This is a genomic window from Gordonia sp. NPDC003376, from assembly GCF_053589235.1.
Genome location: NZ_JBSFRM010000033.1, coordinates 33,803 through 52,827 on the forward strand (window position 1 = coordinate 33,803; position 19,025 = coordinate 52,827).

Here is a 19,025-nt window from a genome sequence, read left to right on the forward strand (position 1 = left end):
CTACCGGAGAGTGTTCGTGACCTCGATCCCCCGCCTGTCCTCGTCGACCGACGCCACCGACCATCCCCACCCGGTCCTGGCCGGACAGCGCGACATCTATCTCGCCATGCAGATGGCGGCCGATCCGTCGCTCTACAACACCGGTCTCTACATCGAGATGTCGGCGTCGATCGACCTCGACCTGCTGCGTACCACGCTGCTGCGGGTCATCGACCAGGCCGAGGCGCTGCGCGCCGTCTTCGCCGAGGTCGACGGCGAGATCACCCAGCGGCTGTTGCCGATCGCCGATTTCGAGATCCCGGTGGTCGACCTGCGCGGCAGCGACGCGCACGAGTGGATGCGCCGGGACATGGCCGAGCCGATGGACATCCACACCGGACCGCTGAGCGAGTTCCGGCTGTTGCTGATCGGTGACGATGCGACCGAACCACCGACCACGGTGTTCACCTACTACAAGGTGCACCACCTGGTCTGTGACGGCATGGGTCTGATCTCCTTCAGCGACACCGTGCGCATCACCTATGACGCCGCCGAGCCCGGCGCCCCGCGGTATCGGGGCAGCTGGGCCCTGTCCGACGTGGTGGCCGCCGAGTCCGCCTACCGCAGCGGTCCCGAGTTGGAGGTCGACCGCCGGTACTGGACCGAGCTGATGGGTGACCGTCCCGAACCGGTGCGGCTGCTCGACGACGATCTCGCACCGGGGTTCGGCGTCACCCAGGCCCGCTTCGACATCGACCCCGACCGTCTGGCCGTGCTGCGGTCCCTCGCCTCCGACAAGGGGGTGCGCCCGGCGGTCATGCTGATCGCCGCCGTCGCGGCGTTCGCCCATACCCGCACCGGTCGTGAGGACCTGGTGTTCGCGCTCCCGGTGACCGGCCGGCTCGATCGGCAGACGCGGACCGCACCGTCGATGGTCACCAGTGTGCTGCCGCTGCGTGTCGCCGCGTCCGGCCGCGACCGTCTCGGCGACCTCGCACTGCATGTCGACCGCGCACTGTACGGGCTTCTGCCCCGAAGCCGTTTCCGCGCCGAGGATCTCGGACGTGCGCTGGCAGCCTCCGCTCCCGCGGGCGCCGGTCGGTACCGGATGTTCGGGCTCGGTGTGAATGTCATGGCGCACACCACGCAGCACCGGATCGGCGGACACGACACGGCGGCGCATGCGCTCGCCTCGGGCCCGGTCTCCGATGTCGAGATTCAGATCCAGCTGCGCCGCAAGGGACTTCCCGCCGAGGTCATCGTGCGCGCGGTACCCGAGGCCGCTGCGGGGGCCCGCCGGATCGCCGAGGAGTTCGACGCCTTCCTCACCCGGCTGTCCACCGCGCCGACCTCGCGGCTCGCCGGTCTGGGCGATCCCGTCGTCGTGCAGGACGAGCCGATGCCCGCACCCGCGCTCACCCCGTCGCTGCATCGGCTGCGGGTGGCCGGCACCGAGCCGGACACCCTGGCGCCCAGGGCTGTTCGTGTCGCCGCACCTGCCGGCACCCCGATGGAGACGGTCGCGGAGATCGTCGGTGCCGTCGCCGCCCGCCACGACGTGCTGCGGACCTCGCTGCTGCGCCCCGTCCCCATCCTGTGGACGCTGTCCACCGCCCCCGCCGACGCCGCGTCGATCCCGGTCACCGGGCCCGCCGGCGCCCCCGGCACGGGTGACCCGGCCGACATCGCGGCACCGGAACTCCCCCGGGCCGTCTACGACCCGGCATCGGGACAGCTGACCCTGTGGGTCGGTGCCGCACTCACCGACCCGGTGACCGTGGGGATCCTGCGCTCGGATCTGGCGGCCGCCTTCGACGATCTCGCCCGGGGCCGCGAGGTGGACGTCGATCCCGTGCCGGTCTCGCTCGGCCGGGTCGGCGTGGATCTGACCGGCCGGGCCGCCGATCCGTCGTCGTTGAACCGGTGGCTCGAGGTCCTCGCACCCGGTGCCGGGCTCCCCCGGCCCGAGGATTCGGCAGACCCGTCGACAGACCAGGGGAACCCGGGCGCACCGGTCACCCGCCGCCGGCCGATCGACACACCCACGGCCCCCGATTCCGGTGCGGTCTCGGTCGCCGTCGCCGGGGCGATCGCCGGTGTGCTGGACGGACGCGTGGGCACCCATCTGCTCGTCGACGTGGTGACCGATCTGCGGCCCGCCGGGGCCGCCCGCACCGGTGGCCCGCTGCTGGGTCTGACCCCCACCCGGATCGACCTGCGCACCGGGACCGCCGACGCGGTACCGGGACCGCCTTTCGACGTCCTGGCCCATCTGTCCCCGCAGGTGGCCGCCGCACTCGGTGCCGCCCGCACCGCCGGCGAGATCGCCGATGCCGACGTGCTCGTCGGCGACTTCGGTCTGCCCACCGCCCATCCGGTGACCGTTGCCGTCGTCCCGGCCGACCCCACGACCCAGGGCACCGACACCTCGGGCACCGACACCCCGGACGACCCGGCCGCATCGTGGACGGTCGAGGTGCACGTCGACGCCGAACGGGTCGAGGCGGCAGGCGAACTCGCCGAGGCCATCACCGCCGCGGTGACCACACTGGCCGACGATCGGCTGGTGACCCTGGACGCCGGGACGCTCGACGCCCTGGCCGCGGCCCACGGCGAGATCGAACACGTCTGGCCGCTCACGCCGTTGCAGGAGGGTCTGTACTACCAGGCCCGGATGGATGCCGACGCCGACATCTACACCGCCCAGTTCTGGCTGGACTTCGGCCATCGCATCGATGTCGCCGACCTGCGTCGCGCAGCCCGGTCGCTGCTCGACGCCAACCCGGAGCTGCGAGCGGCATTCGTCGAGGTCGACGGCAGGCCCCTGCAGGTGATCGCCGCCGAGGTGCAGCCCGACGTCGTGGACGTGGACCTGTCCGCGTCGGCACCGGAAGAGGCTGCCGCGCAGCTCGAGGCCCTGCTCGCCGACGACCGCCGGACCGGATTCGCACTCGAGCGGGCACCGCTGTGGCGGATGCGACTGGTGCACCTGCCCGGCGGGCAGGACCGACTGGTGGTCAATCGCCGATTCCTGTTGTGGGACGGCTGGTCCGGTGGCCTGTTCGTGTCGCGGTTGCTGGCCCACCTCAACGGGACGCCGGTGCCCGCGCGCGAGGCCTCGATGCGGGACTACCTGGCATGGCTGGCGCGGGGCGTCGACGACGCCGATGCCCTGGCCGCCTGGATCTCCCATCTCGACGGCTACGACGAGCCCGCCCTGATCGCCCCGCGGGCCGCGGCCACCACACCGCGCGCCCCGCACCGCACCGACGTCGATCTCGGCGTCGAGTTCTCCGACCGCCTGCGCGCAGACGCCCGCGCCGCCGGAGTGACCCTCAACACCGTCCTGACCGCCGCGCTCAACCTCACCCTGTCGCGTCAGCTGGGACGCACCGACGTGGCCTTCGGCTCGACGGTGGCCGGCCGGCCCACCGAGGTCCCCGGGATCGACACCGTGATCGGGCTGTTCCTCAACACCGTGCCGGTGCGCACCGTGCTGCGTCCGGACGAGACGGTGCTGGATCTGTTGCGCCGCATGCAGTCCGCTCGGGTCGAGATGATGGCCTACGACCATCTCGGGCTCGGTCGGCTCCAGCAGGAGACCGGGCACCCGGTGCTGTTCGACGTGCTCTACGTCCTCCAGAACTTCCGGACCGAAGAGGAGGAGCGCACCCAGTCGGCACTGCACGACGTGATCGGCGAGGGCAGCCTGGACCACACCCACTATCCGATCGCGCTCGTGGTGACGCCGTCGCACGACATCCGGTTCCGTGTCGAGTATCGCGAGGACCTCGTCGACGCGGCCGCCGCCACGGCCTTCCTCGCGCGATTCCGCCGCGCCCTCGAGGCGATCGGCGCGCATCTGCACACCCCGGTCGCCGCACTGGATCTGAGCCTGCCCGGCGACACCGGCCTGGTGGGCCCCGTCCACGATCTGCCCGACGAGACCGTCTCGACGTTGCTCGGACACCGGGCCGCCCTGATCCCCGACGCCGACGCCCTGGTGTCGGGTGATCAGCGGATGACCTATGCCGAGCTCGAATCCGAGGTCGATCGGGTGGCGCATGTGCTGTCCGATCACGGCGTGGGCCCCGAAACCGTGGTGGCGCTGGCGATCCCGCGCAGCACCGAGACCGTGGTGGCGCTGTTCGCGATCCTACGGGCCGGGGCGGCCTATCTGCCGCTCGAACTCGACCACCCCGATGACCGTCTGCTGACCATCATCGACGACGCACGTCCCCGGATCATCCTGTCGCACAGCCGGACCGGTGCACGTTTCGCCGATTCCGGGGTCCCGATCCTGGCCATCGACGATCTGCCCGCACCGCGTGCGGCCGAGTGGACGCCACCGCACGTCGACCCGGACTGGACCGCATATGTCATCTACACCTCCGGATCCACCGGCAAGCCCAAGGGCGTGGTGACGCCGTACCGTGGCCTGACCAACATGCAGCTCAACCACCGCGAGAAGGTGTTCGAGCCGGCGATCGAGGTCGCCCGGGCGGCCGGGATCACCGGCCGGCTGCGGATCGCCCACACCGTGTCCTTCGCCTTCGACATGTCGTGGGAGGAGTTGCTGTGGCTGGTCGAGGGCCACGAGGTGCACGTCTGTGACGAGGATCTGCGCCGTGACTCGGCGGCCCTGGTCGACTACTGCGCCGCACACCGGATCGACGTGGTGAACGTGACCCCGACGTATGCCGCCCAGCTGTTCGCCGACGGACTGCTCGACGAACGCTCCGGCTCCGGAACCGGCTGCGGCCACGTTCCGCCGCTGGTCCTGCTCGGCGGCGAGGCCGTCGGCGACCCGGTGTGGACGCGACTGCGGGAGAACCCGAAGACCTTCGGCTACAACCTGTACGGCCCCACCGAGTACACCATCAACACGTTGGGCATCGGCACCGACGAGTCACCGACCTCGTCGGTGGGCACCCCGATCTGGAACACCCACGCCCACCTCCTCGACCCCTGGCTGCGGCCGGTGCCGTCGGGTGTGGCCGGTGAGCTCTACATCAGCGGCGCCGGTCTCGCCCGCGGCTACCTCGGCCGCCCGGACCTGACCGCCGAACGCTTCGTCGCCGACCCGTTCGCGGCGGGTGGGCGCCTCTACCGCACCGGCGATCTGATGCGGATCCGACCCGACGGCAACCTCGACTTCCTCGGCCGCACCGACGACCAGGTCAAGGTCCGCGGCTACCGTGTCGAGCTCGGCGAGATCGACGCCGCCCTCACCGCGCTGGACGACATCGCCTCGGCCGCGGTCGTCGCGGCCGCCGAACCGGGCGACCCGTCCATCAAACGCCTTGTCGCCTATGTGATCCCGGCCGACCGGGAGGCCGGGGTGGACTTCGCCGACATCCGTCGGCGCCTGGCCGGCGGTCTGCCGGACTACATGGTGCCGACGCTGTTCGCGGCGGTCGCGGAGTTCCCGATGACCGTCAACGGCAAGCTCGACGTGAAGGCCCTGCCCGAGCCTCGCCCGGCCACCACCCACCGCGCCCCGCGGACCGACGTCGAACGCCGTCTGGCCGACGTGTTCGCCGAGGTCCTCGGCCTCCCCGAGGTGGGTGTCGACGACGACTTCTTCGAGCTCGGCGGGCACTCGATGTCGGCGATGAAGCTGGTGTCGTCGGTGCGGACCGAGCTCGGTGCGCAGCTGGCCATCCGCGATCTGTTCGAGGCCCGCACCGTCGCCGAGATCGCGGCGCGTGTGCAGGTCACCGACTCGACCACCGACATCGTGGTGGGCGAACGGCCGCAGGACATCCCGCTCTCCCCCGCCCAGGAACGGCTCTGGGTGCTGCACCGGCTCGACCCGACCGACACCTCCTATCACTACGGGCATGTGGTGCGGCTGTACGGGGCGATCGATCCCGACGCGCTCCGGGCGGCACTCGCCGACGTCCTCGCCCGGCACGAGAGCCTGCGGACGGTCTTCGCCGAATCGGCGGCCGGTGAGGTGTCGCAGCGGATTCTCGACGTGGCCGAGGTGCCCGACGTCGTCGAGGTCACGACCGTGACCGCCGACGACGCGCATGCCCTCGACGTCGCACTCGGTGAGCGGGCGCGCGAGGTCCTGACCCGGCCGTTCGACCTGACCGGGGCTCCGCCCATCCGGGTGCGCCTCGACCTGGTGGAGGCGGGGCCGCAGGCCGGTGGAGCGACCGGCGGCCGGGGAACCGATGCCGATCGTCGCACCGCGGGGCTGCTGACCATCGCGCTGCACCACATCGCCACCGACGAGTGGTCGGACCGGCCGTTGCTGACCGATCTCTCGATCGCCTATGCCGCACGCCTGGCCGACACCGCGCCGGAGTTCGCGGCCCTGCCCGTGCAGTACGCCGATTACGCACTGTGGCAACGTGACCGCGTCTCCGAACGCGGTCCGGCGCAGCTCGCCTACTGGGAGCAGGCACTGGCCGGCCTGCCCGATGAACTCCCCCTCCCGCGCGATCGTGCCCGCCGCGCGGGTGCGCCGGGCCCGGCCGCCACCGAGACGGTGACCATCGGTGCGCCCACCCGTGCCCGGCTGGCCGCCATCGCCTCCGCGCACGGCGCCAGCATGTTCATGGTCGCCCAGGCGCTGGTGGCCACCCTGCTCCATCGGGCCGGTGCCGGCGACGACATCCCCCTCGGCAGCCCGATCTCCGGGCGTAACGATCCCGCGCTCGAGGATCTGATCGGTTTCTTCGTCGACACCCAGGTGCTGCGTGTCGACGTGGGTGGCCGACCCGGTTTCGGTGAGCTCGTCGAGCGTGTCCGCGCCGTCGACCTCGCCGCATTCGACAACCAGGACATCCCGTTCCAGCAGGTGGTGGAGCGTCTCGCACCGGCACGTGTCTCCGGACGCAATCCCCTGTTCCAGGTGAGCGTGTCGTATCTGCCCTTCGGCGGTGCCCCCGACAGTTTCCTCGGTGTGCCCGCCGGATTCGCCCCGCTGTCGTCGGTCGCCGCCAAATTCGATCTGGCGTTCACCTTTGTCGACATCACCGGTGCGGACACCCCGGAGGGGGGCGAACTGACCGTCGGCCTGGAGTATGCGACGGCGCAGTTCGACCAGGACACCGCACGCACACTCCTCGACCATCTGGTCCGGGTGATCGATCAGGTGGTCGCCGATCCGGCGATCGGTGTCGAGCGCATCGCACTGCTCGACGCAGTCGATCTCGACGCCCTGCGCCTGGCCGAGAGCGGCGCCCCGGCAACGGAGTTCACCGACGGCGGGTCCACCCTGGTCGATCTGCTGACGGCGACCGCCGCGGCCCACCCCGACACGGTGGCGCTGACCGACACCGCCGGCCGCTCGGTCACCTATGCCGAGTGCGCGCGGACCGCACAGGACGTGGCGGCCCGGCTGACCGCGCTCGGCGCGGGCCCCGAATCGGTGGTGGCGGTGCTGATGTCGCGCCACATCGGGCAGCTGGTGGCGATGCAGGGCGCACTGTATGCCGGTGCGGCCTATCTGCCGATCGACGCCGATCTCCCCGTGGCCCGCATCGGCGACATCCTCGCCGACGCCCGCCCCGCGGCGGTGATCGTCGACGAGACCACGGCCGATCTGGAGCGGATCGGGGTGTCCGAGAACACCTTCGCCACCCTCACCCTCGATCACCTCGGCGCTCCGGTCACCGGCACCGGTGACCGCCACACCGATACGGGTACACCGCATCGGCCGGTGGCCGTGCGCCCGGAGAACCCGGCGTATGTGATCTTCACGTCCGGATCCACCGGGCGGCCCAAGGGTGTGGTGGTCGATCACCGCAGTGTGGTCAACGTGCTCCGGTGGCGTCTGTCGTCGATCCCCGGTGGTCTCGGCGTCGGCGATCGGGTGCTCGCGAAGACCCCGGTCGGGTTCGACGGCGCCGTCTGGGAGTTGTTGCTGCCGTTCGTGTCCGGGGCCACCACGGTGGTCGCCGATCCGGGCGCCCAGCGCGACCCGCGACGTCTGGCCCAGATCATCGCCGAGAACGCGGTCACCACCACGGTGTTCGTGCCCTCGCTGCTCGATCTGTTCGTCGAGTACCTGCCCGGCGTGCCCACCCTGCGGCACATCATCGCCGGCGGCGAGGCCCTGACCACGGACCTGGCGGCACGTGTGGCGCAGGCCGCACCCCGGGTCGCGCTGATCAACGCCTACGGTCCCACCGAGACCACCGTCGTGGTCACCGACCAGGTCGCCGACGCCGCATCGACGCCCACCCCGACCATCCCGATCGGGACGCCGATCACCGGCACCGATCTGCTGGTCCTCGACGCCGCGCTGCACCGCGTGCCCGAGGGGGCGCTCGGCGAGCTGTATGTGCGCGGCCTGCCGGTCGCCCGCGGCTACCTGCGGCGTCCCGATCTCACCGCGGCCTCGTTCGTCGCCGATGTGACCGGCGAGGTCCCCGGTGCCCGCCTCTACCGGACCGGTGACCTCGTCCGTCGCCGTGCCGGTGTCCTCGAGTACGTCGGGCGCGCCGACAGTCAGGTGAAGGTCCGCGGCAACCGCGTCGAACTCGGCGAGATCGAGGCCCGGATGCGCGCTGTCGACGGCGTCGGTTCCGGAGCCGTCGACACCGACGGTGACCGCGTGGTCGCGTGGGTGGTCGCCTTGGATTCGGCGATCCCTGCGGCAGAACTGATCTCGACGATCACCGCCGCGCTGTCGGCGCAGCTTCCGTCGTATATGGTGCCGTCGCCGATCATGGTGGTCGACGCGCTTCCGCTCAACCACACCGGCAAGATCGACCGGGCGGCGCTGCCGGCCCCGGACGTGACCGCCACCGGTGGCACCGCACCGCGCACCGACCTCGAATCCGATCTCGCCGAGATCTTCACCGAGGTCCTCGGCACCCCGGTCACCGACGTGTTCGCCGACTTCTTTTCGCTCGGCGGGCACTCGCTGCTCGCGATCAAGGTGATCAACCTGGTGCGCGGCACCCTCGGCGTCGACGTCGAACTGCGCACCCTGTTCGACGCCCCGACCGTCGCCGCACTCGCCGCACATCTGGGTTCGGGTGCGGCCGATGCGGCCGAGCCGATGCCCGAACTCGTGCGCCACACCGGCGCGCCGATGCTGTCCTATGGGCAGGAACGGATGCTGACCCTGCACACGTTGTCGGGTCCGACGACCACCTACAACGTGCCGCTGATGTGGCGTCCGGGCGGCCCGGCCGGCGCGGACGAGATCATCGACATCGACGTCCTGCGGGCCGCCGTGCGCGATCTCGTCGGCCGTCACGAGGTGCTCCGCACCCGCTACCCCGACCAGCGGCCGGAGGTCCTCGCCGACCCGGAGATCGTCGTCGAGCACGTCGACGACCCCGCCGACCTCACCCGCTCGAGCGCACATGCCTTCGATCTGGCCACCGAGGTCCCGATCCGGGTCGCCACCACCGACGACGTCGCCGTGGTGACGATCCACCATATCGCCACCGACGAGTGGTCGGCACCTCCGCTACGCGCCGACCTGTCGACCGCCTACCGGGCACGGCAACGCGGTGAGGCCCCCGAGTGGGATGCGCTGCCGCTGCAGTACGGCGACTTCGCCGCCTGGCAGCGTGCGGTGATCGACGGCGGCCGTGGCGATCGTCAGCTCGACTTCTGGCGCACCGCGCTCGCCGGGTTGCCCGACGAGCTGGCACTGCCCTACGACCACACGCGTCCGCCGCGGCCCACCGGCCGGGGTGACGGGGTGTTCCTGTTCCTCGAACCGGATCTGGCGGATGCACTGCGTACACTCGCATCGGCCACCGGCACATCGATGTTCATGGTGATCCGCACCGCGGTGGCCGTGCTGTTGTCCCGTCTCGGCGGCGGCGCCGACATCCCGGTCGGCACCCCGGTCACGGTGCGCTCGGACACCCGCCTCGACGACCTCGTCGGGTTCTTCCTGAACACCCTGGTCTTGCGTACCGACCTGACCGGCGATCCCACCCCGCGCGAGTTGCTCGCACGGGTGCGGTCGGTGGACCTCGACGCCTACGACAACCGGGACGTGCCGTTCGAACGTGTCGTGGAAGCCGTTGCACCCCAACGATCCACGGCGATGAACTCGCTGTTCCAGACGATGGTGGTCTACGTCGACGGCATCCTGCCCGATGCCGATTCGCTGTCCGCGCTGCCGGCGCCGGTCACCGCCAAGTTCGACCTGTCGTTCGACTTCACCGAGGACACCTCCCGCGGCGATGTGCGGATCGGCGGCGTGATCGAGTACAGCACCGACCTGTTCGATCGCACCACCGTCGAGGCGATGGCCCGCAGGCTGACGTCGATCCTCGAGTTCATGGCGGGCCGGGCCGACACCCCGCTGCGTGAGCTCGACATCCGGATCCCGGCCGAGAACCGGGACCTGTCGCGGCCGGCCCCGGCACCGACGACCTTTGCCGACCTCTTCGACGCGGTCGTCGCCCGTGATCGCCGCGCCGCGGCACTGCGCGGACCGGATGGACGACGCACCTTCGGTGAACTCGATGAGCGTGTGCGGGTCATCGCCGGGCGTCTGGCCCGGGCCGGTGTCGGTCCCGAGGACGTGGTGGTCGTCCGGCTGCAACGCGGGGTCGCCGCACTCGAGGCGATCTTCGGTGTGCTCTACGCCGGTGCGGCATACCTCCCGATCGAGCCGGACACCCCGGACGAGCGGGTACAGGCGATGACGTCGGTGGCCCGCCCCCGGTACACGATCGATCGCCTGGACCACGAAATCCTCGCCCCGGCAACCGAATCGGAGTCGGCGCTACCGGTGCGCCGCGTCGCACCACTGCGGCCGGAGCATCCCGCGTATGTGATCTTCACCTCCGGCTCGACCGGTGTCCCGAAGGGTGTGGTGGTCCCGAACCGCGCGCTGGCCAACCTGTTCGCCAGCCACCGACGGATGCTGCACGAACCGGCCCGGCTGCGCACCGGCCGCGACCGGCTGCGTGTCGGTCACGCCTGGTCGCTCGCCTTCGACGCATCGTGGCAGCCGCAGCTGTGGCTGCTCGACGGTCACGAGGTGAGCATCGTCGACGCCGACACCCAGCGCGACGCCGAGGCACTCGCCGCGACCCTGACCGGTGAGGGCTGGGACTTCCTGGAACTCACCCCGTCGCACCTCGCAGCACTCGGCGGTGTCGAATCGTCCATGGCGGCATTCGGATTCGGCGGCGAGGCGGTGTCGCAGGCGCAGTGGGGCCGGTGGCGCGAGCTCGCCGATTCCGACGGCTACAACCTGTACGGACCCACCGAGGGCACCGTCGACGCACTCGTGGCGAAGGTCTCCGACACCGAACGGCCCGTGATCGGCCGCCCGGTGGACGGTATGTGCGCCTACGTGCTCGACGAGTACCTGACCCCCGTCGCCGACGGGGTGGACGGCGAGCTGTACCTGGCCGGCGCCGGATTGGCCCGCGGATATCTCGGTCGCGGGGATCTCACCGGCGAACGGTTCGTCGCCGACCCGTTCGCCGCCGACGGTTCCCGGATGTATCGCACCGGAGATACGGTGCGCTGGACTGCGACCGGCCAGATCGAGTACCGCGGCCGCGGTGACGACCAGGTCAAGATCCGCGGACATCGCGTCGAGCTCGGCGACGTCGAGACCACTCTCGGTGCGGTCGACGGGGTCGCCTCGGCGATCGCGGTGGAGCGCTCGGGTCGCCTGATCGGCTACGTCGTCGGCGACGACGGCCGGGTGGATCTCGATCCGGCCGGCCTGCGGGCCGCGGTGCGTGCGGTGCTGCCCGACTACATGGTTCCCGCGGCGATCGTCGTCTGTGACCGGTTCCCCACCCTGCCGAACGGCAAGATCGACCGCCGTGCGCTGCCGCTTCCGTCGATCGCCCACTCGGGGCGCCGGCCGGAGACCCCGGCAGAGCATCAGATCTGCCGTGCCTTCGGCGATGTGCTCGACATCGACCTCGACGAGATCGGTGTCGACGATGCGTTCGCCGAACTCGGTGGTGACAGCATCGTGGCGATGCAGCTGGTCGCCCGGCTGCGGGCGGACGGCTTCGTGGTCGGTCCGCGCGACGTGATGACCCACGCCACCCCGGCCGAGCTCGCCGCCCACATCTCGACCGCCGACGGTCCGATCGAGCCGCTCGTCGAGGTGACCTCGGGTGCGGTGCCCGCGACCCCCATCGTCCGGTGGCTGCAGGAGGTGGCCGGCTCGGATGCCGACGTCATCCGCGGATTCCACCAGTCGGCGCTGCTGACGGTGCCGGCCGGGATCGATATCACCGCGATGGAACAGGCCGTGGCCGCGCTCCTCGAGCGCCATCCGATGCTGCGGGCCCGTCTGGTCGCCGACGAGATGCCGTGGCGATTCGACATCGCCGCGACCGCGCCGGTCATACCGGTGCTGCGCGAGACCGACCCCGATGTCGAGGCGGTGGCCCGGCGCACCCGGGATCGCCTCGACCCGGTCGGCGGCGTGATGGTCGCGGTGACCTGGATCGATCACGGTGATGCTGCGGGCCGGCTGCTGGTCGCCGTGCACCACCTCGTCGTCGACGGTGTGTCGTGGCGAGTCCTCGTGCCCGAACTCGTCGCCGCCTACACCCAGTGCAGTACCGGCGGGCCGGTGTCGCTCGGTCCGGTGCCGCCCGGCTTCGGTGCGTGGGCCCGCGAACTGGTCACCCTCGACCGCAGCGCCGAACTCGACCGGTGGCGGGAGGTCGCCGGTTCGGTTGCCGGGCAGCCGTTCCGGCGGCCCGTCGATCCCGCGGTCGACCGCGACGCACATGCCGGCCGGTATCGGGTCGCCCTCGAATCGGACGCCGCCCGTGCGCTTCTCGGTCCGGTGCCCGCCCGGAGCGGGGTGGCTGTCGACGACCTGCTGCTCGGTGCGCTCGGTGCCGCATTACCCGCACCGACGCTGGTCGACCTCGAGGGCCACGGCCGCGAGGAACAGGCGGTGCCGGGTGCCGATCTGACCGGCAGCGTCGGCTGGTTCACCGCGGTCCACCCGGTGGTGGTCGGCGGTACCGGATCGACCACCGAGCAGGCGCGCTCGCTCACCCGGCAACGCGCGTCGATGCCCGACGGCGGACTCGGATACGGTCTGCTGCGTTACCTCGCGGGCGGGGAACTGCCGGGCGCGGCCATCGAGTTCAATTATCTGGGCCGGTACCGCGCCTTCGACTTCGAGGGCTGGGGTATGGCACCGGAGTCGGCCGAGGTGGGCCCGGGCGAGCAGATGCCCGCGGCCTACGGACTGATCGTCAACGTCACCACCGTCGACGGCCCCGATGGTCCCCGCCTGCTGGCGACATGGGTGTATCAGCCCGGCATCGTCGACGCCGATGCCGTCGCGGCCCTGGCCGACCGGTGGGCCACCGAACTCACCGAACTCGCCGCCACGGCGAGCGACACCGCTTCGAACCCGGACGCCGGGTCGGAGCCCGATGCCGCAGGAGGAATCTGACATGGCGGGTAAGGCCCGAGGGCTGCTGATCGACATCACGCCCCTGCGGGTGTCCGCACCGTTCCGGCGGATCTTCGTCGCACGCCTGATCTCGCTCATCGCGATCGGCATGCTGCTGGTGTCGGTCCCGGTGCAGATGTACGACCTCACCGGATCGTCGGTGCAGGTCGGTGCGGCCACCGCGGTGACCGGTGTCGCCACCTTCGTCGGGATGTTGCTCGGCGGCGTGCTCGCCGATCGGTTCGATCGCAAGCTGCTGATCCTGGTGGGACGGTCCGCGGCGGCGCTCTCGTTCGCGGGGCTGGCGGCCAATGCGTTCGGCGCCTTCGGGTCGTCGGCCGCGGTGCCGGTGCTCTACGGACTGGCACTGGTCGACGGTCTGATCGGCGCCTTGTCGACGTCGGCGCTGATGGCGGCGGTTCCCACACTCATCCCGCGTCGGCATCTGGCCGCGGTCGGGGCGATCGGGGCGCTCACCGTGCGCATCGGGTCGGCGGTGTCGCCGGGTATCGCCGGCTTCGTCATCGGCGCGGCGGGTGTCGAGTGGGCCTATACCGTCGCCGCCGTGCTCGCCTTCATCACGGTGATCGTGATCAGCGGTCTGCCGTCGTTGCCCCCGCATGCCGCGGTCCTCGACGACGAGATCCCCGACGACGCGATCCCCGACGGGTCGGCCGCACCCGAACCGTCACTCTCCGAACCCGGTTCGTCCGCCGACGCTCCGCCCGCACCGGTCCCGTCGCTGCAGGCATTCCTCCGGAGCCAGCGCGTGGTGGGTGCGGTGATGGTGGTCGGCGTGATCGCGATGTTCGCACCCGGCATCGTCGCCCTGCTGCCCGCGCTGGTCGCCCAGCGCTTCGACGCCAACCCGTCGGTCACCGGCCTGTTGTTCGCGGCGGTGGCGACCGGTGCGATGGTCGCGGCACTCACCAGCGGATGGCTGGCTGCGGTGGCGCGGCCCGGACGTCTGTTGCTCGGCTCGCTCGTCGCGACGTTCGCGCTGATGGCGCTGTTCGGTCTGGCGTCCTATGCCTGGCTCGCGATCATCCTGCTGGTGGTGATCGGATTCCTCGAGGCCATCCAGGAAGTGTTGCGGTACACGCTGATCCAGCACCACACCCCGGGACCGCTGCTCGGCCGGGTCAACGGGATCTGGATGGCGCAAGAGGTCGGTGGTGTCACCGTCGGCGCGCTGGTCGCGGGCGCCTTCGGGTCGCTCTGGGTGGCCTCCACCGCAGTCGTCTACTACAGCCTGATGTTGCTGGCCGCCGCAGTGGTGGCGGCACTGGTGCTGGGATCACTGCGCGCGGTCCGGGCCGAAAAACCCGTCCGCACCACCCCGGTCGCCTGAACCCACCGACCCACCGGGGATCTCCGGTGGGTCGGTGGGTGTGGTCGGCCGAGGGACCCGGGCGGCCGGGCCCGGTGCCCCGCTCAGTGGGTCAGCAGCTCCCGCAGCTTCTTACGGCTCACCTTGCCGACCCCGGTCTCGGGGAACGCCTCGATCACCTTGATCGCGTCCGGCAGCTTCCATTCGGCCAGCCCGGACGCACGCACGAAGGCGCGCAGCACACCCAGCGTCGGCGGTTCGGCCAGATCGGCGGGGATCACGTAGGCGCAGGTGCGTTCACCCAGGTACTGATCCGAACTCGCCACCACGATCACGTCCCGCACCGCCGGGTGGGCCAGGATGTGTTCTTCGACCTGTTCGGCCGACACCTTTTCGCCACCACGGTTGATCCGGTCGGTGCCCCGGCCGCGGACGATGAGGTTTCCCCGCCCGGTCAGCTCGACGACGTCACCGGTGCGGTACCACCCGTCGTCGGCGAACGACGACGGACTCGCGTCCTTCCAGTACGTACGGATCGTGTACGGCCCCTGGGTTTCCAGGAAGCCCGGCCCGTCGGTGACCGGCACGCCGTCCTCGTCGACCAGCCGGAGCTCGTCCCACTCCGACATCGGACGTCCCTGGGTCCCGGTCACCTCGTCCTCGGGGTCGTCGAGGCGGGTGTAGCAGACCAGTCCCTCGGCCATCCCGAACACCTGCTGGAGGGTCGCCCCGAGCGCCGGGGAGATGCGTCGGGCCAGCTCGTCGGGGCACCGCGCCCCACCCACCTGGACCGTCGCCAGGCTGGACAGGTCGAAGTCGGTGCCACCCTCGGCGGTCTCGGTCCAGATCCGCGCCAGCGGCGGTACCAGACCCACCATCGTGACGCGGTCACGCTGGACCAGTTCCCATGCCACCGACGGCAGCGGGGCCGCCGAGAGCACCACGGTGCCACCCGCGTGGAGGGCGCCCAGGATGCCCGGTGAGCTCATCGGGAAGTTGTGGGCCGCAGGCAGCACCACCAGGTAGACGGTGTCCTGGTCGACACCGCACACCTCGTTGCTGCGTCGAACGCTGTAGAGGTAGTCGGCGTGGGTCCGTGGGATCAGTTTGGGCACGCCCGTGCTGCCGCCGGACAACTGGAGGAATCCGAGATCCTCGGGATCGGCCCGTCCGTGGTCGACCGGTTCGGCCCAGACCCGCTCCAGATCATCGGAGTCGATCAGGTACGCAACGGTGTCGACCTGCTCACGCACCGTCTCGGCGAGGGCACGGTAGTCGAATCCGCGGGTCGAGGCCGGTGAGATGATCGCCACCGCGTCGGCCGAGCGGGCCACACCGACGAGTTCGGCCGCCCGGTGAGCGGGCAGACCGAAGACCGGCAGTGCCCGCATACGGAACACCGCGAAGACCGCTTCGACGTAGGCAACGGAATTGGGGATCTGTAGCAGGACGCGGTCCTCCGGGGCGATGCCCAGCGCGGCCAGCCCCGCGGCCAGGCGGCCGACCCGGTCGTCGAGCTCGGCGTAGGTCAGGGAGCGTTCGGCATCCACCACGGCGACCTTGTCGGCGAACGCCGGGTCCGAGGCCTTGCGGGCGACGATGTCGTCGAAGGTCTCGTCCGACCACACCCCGTTCTGGCGATACTTCTGGGCAAGTTCCGAGGGCCATGACATCACACGCACGAGGTGAGGCTACCCTAAAGGCGTGGCGATCCCTTCCATTGCTCCGTACCAGATCCCCGCCGGACCGTTCCCGGCCCGAGTCGATTGGGCACTGCACCCGGACAGGTGCGCGCTCCTGGTCCACGACATGCAGCGCTATTTCATCGACGCCTATGACGTCCACCAGGAACCGATGGCGACAGCGCTGCCGAACATGGTCGCCATCCGTGAGGCCTGCCGCCGTGCCGGTGTACCGGTGGTGTACACCGCGCAGCCCGGCGACCAGCATCCGTCCCGTCGTGGAATCCTCGCGGACTTCTGGGGCCGCGGCCTCGACACTGGACGTGACGAGGAGATCATCGACGAGTTGGCCCCGGCGGCCGACGACATCCAGGTGACCAAGTGGCGCTACTCCGGGTTCCAGCGCACCGATCTCCGCCAGTTGCTTGCCCGCCATCAGCGGGACCAGCTGATCGTCGTCGGCGTCTACGCGCACATGGGATGCATGATCAGCGCCACCGAGGCGTTCATGAGCGATGTCGAACCGTTCTTCGTCGTCGACGCCGTGGGTGACTTCACCCGCGACGAGCATCAGATGGCGGCCGACTACATCGCCAAGCGTGCGGGCCGGGTGACCAGCACGGCCGACGTGCTCGACGCCCTGGCCCCGGCACCGGCACCCGACGACGCAGCGGTGACCTCCGGCGGTGGCCGGGCATGACCGGATCCGTCCCAGTGCCCGGCATCACCGGCAAACGGGCGCTCGTCACCGGTTCCGGTGGTGGGATCGGTACGGCGGTCTGCGCAGCCCTGCGGGCCGCCGGGGCCACCGTCACCGGCTGGGATCTGGCCTCCGGAGCCGATGTGGACACCGTCGTCGACGTCACCGACCGCGACGCGGTGGCCGACGCCTGGCGTGCGCTGGAAACGCGCGGACGCGTCGACGTGGTGATCTCGACGGCCGGCGTGATGAGCGACGACTGGGACCGCTGTATGGCGGTCAATGCGACCGGTGTCCGCAACGTCCTCGACATCACCACCGCCTCCCTCGCCGAACGGCGATCCGGATCTGTGGTGGTGATCTCGAGCAATGCCGGTGCCACCCCGCGGATCGCGATGTCGGCCTACGCCGCGTCCAAGGCCGCCGCCACGTCGTATGCGCGCAGCGTCGGCCTGGCGGTCGCCTCGGCCGGGGTACGTGTCAACATCGTCAGTCCCGGGTCCACCGACACCTCGATGCTGCGTGACATGTGGAGTTCCGACGCCGACCGCGATGCCGTCCTCGCCGGTGACCAGCAGGCGCATCGCCTGGGAATCCCGTTGCAGCGCATCGCCGATCCGGCCGACATCGCCGAGTCGGCACTGTTCCTCGCCTCCGACGCCGCGCGCCACATCACGCTGCACGATCTGCGTGTCGACGGCGGCGCCACGCTTGACATGTGATCGCCCACCCGACCAGCCCTGGTCCCATGACATCGAATCCCCCTGCCCACAACGATGATTGGATTGAAGTGAAACGCTCAACCCTGATGGTGCGCGGCCTGGTGGTCGCAGCTGCCCTGAGCATGGTCGCCCTCCTCGGCGCCTGCTCCTCCCCCGACGAGGACTCCTCGTCGTCGAGCACCGCCTACACGCCGGTGACCATCGACCACGAGTTCGGTTCGACCACCATCGACGCCCAGCCGCAGCGCGTGGTCACCCTGCTCACCGACTGGTCGGACACCCTGGCCGCGCTCGACATCCCGATCACGGCACAATTCGTCGAGCAGGGTCACGAGACGTTCCCGTGGACGCCCGAGCACAAGACCGAACTGGTCGCGGTGAACGACATCTCGCAGGTCGGTGTGGCCGAGATCGCCAAGTTCGATCCCGACGTGATCCTGGCCGGCTACCTCGGCGACGAGGAGCGGTACAAGAAGCTCAGCGAGATCGCCCCGACCGTGCCGGTGATCACCAAGGGCTCCATGGTCGACAGCTGGGAGCTGGTCACCACCACCGCCGGAAAGATCTTCGGCAAGCAGGAGCAGGCGCAGCAGCTCATCGACGAGACCAACGGTGAGATCTCCGCGTTCAAGTCGAAGTACCCGTCGGCTGTGGGCAAGACGTTCACCTTCGCGCAGGTCGGTCCGACCGGTCAGGTCGGCGTGGTCAACTCCACCGAGGACGCATCGGCGGGCCTGCTCGCCCAGCTGGGCTTCACCCTGGATCCGCAGATCGCCGCCCTGCACAACGGCTCGGCGACCCGCGCGCTGATCTCCCCCGAGCGGATCAACCTGCTGAACTCCGATCTCCTGGTCGTCTACCTGCCCGGTGGTGACCAGAACGTCCTCGAGCAGGTCCCCGGCTGGTCCGACCTGAAGGCCGTCCGCAACGGCACGGTCATCTACATCACCAACGACAACCACGCCGCATTCAGCGTCCCGAGCGCGCCGTCGGTGTCGTACGTGATCCAGACGGTCAGCCCGGCAGCAGCCAAGCTCTGATCCGGATTCACCGGCCCCTGCCCGTAGTCGGGCAGGGGCCGGTGTTCGCTGGGCCCGACGGAGGTCTCGACACGTCTCGTCGCTGCCCCGGTTGGTGATTTCAGTGTCACTCTTGTGGAGCCACCAAGTTGGTGGTTGTGTTCAGTCCACCGGGCATCTGGCTCTGTTGGTGGTTGACCGTTCCC

The 19,025-nt window shown here is 70.5% G+C and carries 6 protein-coding genes; 5 read left to right on the top strand and 1 reads right to left on the bottom strand.

What is annotated here, in order from left to right:
- Positions 1-10: 10 nt before the first annotated feature.
- Both ACWDUA_RS22775 and ACWDUA_RS22780 read left to right on the top strand, forming a co-directional pair.
- Positions 11-13,366, top strand: a complete 13,356-nt coding sequence (locus ACWDUA_RS22775; protein ID WP_449753292.1) for an amino acid adenylation domain-containing protein — start codon at positions 11-13, stop codon at positions 13,364-13,366.
- A 1-nt stretch (position 13,367) separates the two neighbouring features.
- Positions 13,368-14,717: an MFS transporter gene (locus ACWDUA_RS22780; RefSeq protein ID WP_449753293.1), complete on the top strand. Its 1,350-nt coding sequence runs from the start codon at positions 13,368-13,370 to the stop codon at positions 14,715-14,717.
- 83 nt (positions 14,718-14,800) lie between these two features.
- Here ACWDUA_RS22780 and ACWDUA_RS22785 read toward each other — a convergent pair whose 3' ends face one another.
- Complete coding sequence (locus ACWDUA_RS22785) at positions 14,801-16,369, bottom strand: (2,3-dihydroxybenzoyl)adenylate synthase (RefSeq protein ID WP_449753297.1); 1,569 nt, start codon at positions 16,367-16,369, stop codon at positions 14,801-14,803.
- Positions 16,370-16,400: 31 nt separating this feature from the next.
- Here ACWDUA_RS22785 and ACWDUA_RS22790 point away from each other — a divergent pair, with 31 nt between their 5' ends.
- The 3 genes from ACWDUA_RS22790 (at position 16,401) to ACWDUA_RS22800 (ending at position 18,840) form a co-directional block, all read left to right on the top strand.
- Entirely contained in the window at positions 16,401-17,078 is a 678-nt protein-coding gene (locus ACWDUA_RS22790; protein WP_449753294.1) for an isochorismatase family protein, read from the top strand.
- Positions 17,075-17,800 carry an SDR family NAD(P)-dependent oxidoreductase gene (locus ACWDUA_RS22795; RefSeq protein WP_449753295.1) on the top strand — a complete coding sequence of 242 codons (726 nt, stop codon included), beginning with the start codon at positions 17,075-17,077 and terminating at the stop codon, positions 17,798-17,800. The genes ACWDUA_RS22790 and ACWDUA_RS22795 overlap by 4 nt, the downstream gene beginning before the upstream one ends.
- 68 nt (positions 17,801-17,868) lie before the next feature.
- Complete coding sequence (locus ACWDUA_RS22800) at positions 17,869-18,840, top strand: ABC transporter substrate-binding protein (RefSeq protein ID WP_449753296.1); 972 nt, start codon at positions 17,869-17,871, stop codon at positions 18,838-18,840.
- Positions 18,841-19,025: the final 185 nt, after the last annotated feature.

Bases quoted from the DNA above. Each gene is read 5' to 3' on its own strand.
- ACWDUA_RS22780 (WP_449753293.1), top strand. From the start codon at position 13,368: ATGGCGGGTAAGGCCCGAGGGCTGCTGATCGACATCACGCCCCTGCGG.
- ACWDUA_RS22785 (WP_449753297.1), bottom strand. From the start codon at position 16,369: ATGTCATGGCCCTCGGAACTTGCCCAGAAGTATCGCCAGAACGGGGTG.
- ACWDUA_RS22795 (WP_449753295.1), top strand. From the start codon at position 17,075: ATGACCGGATCCGTCCCAGTGCCCGGCATCACCGGCAAACGGGCGCTC.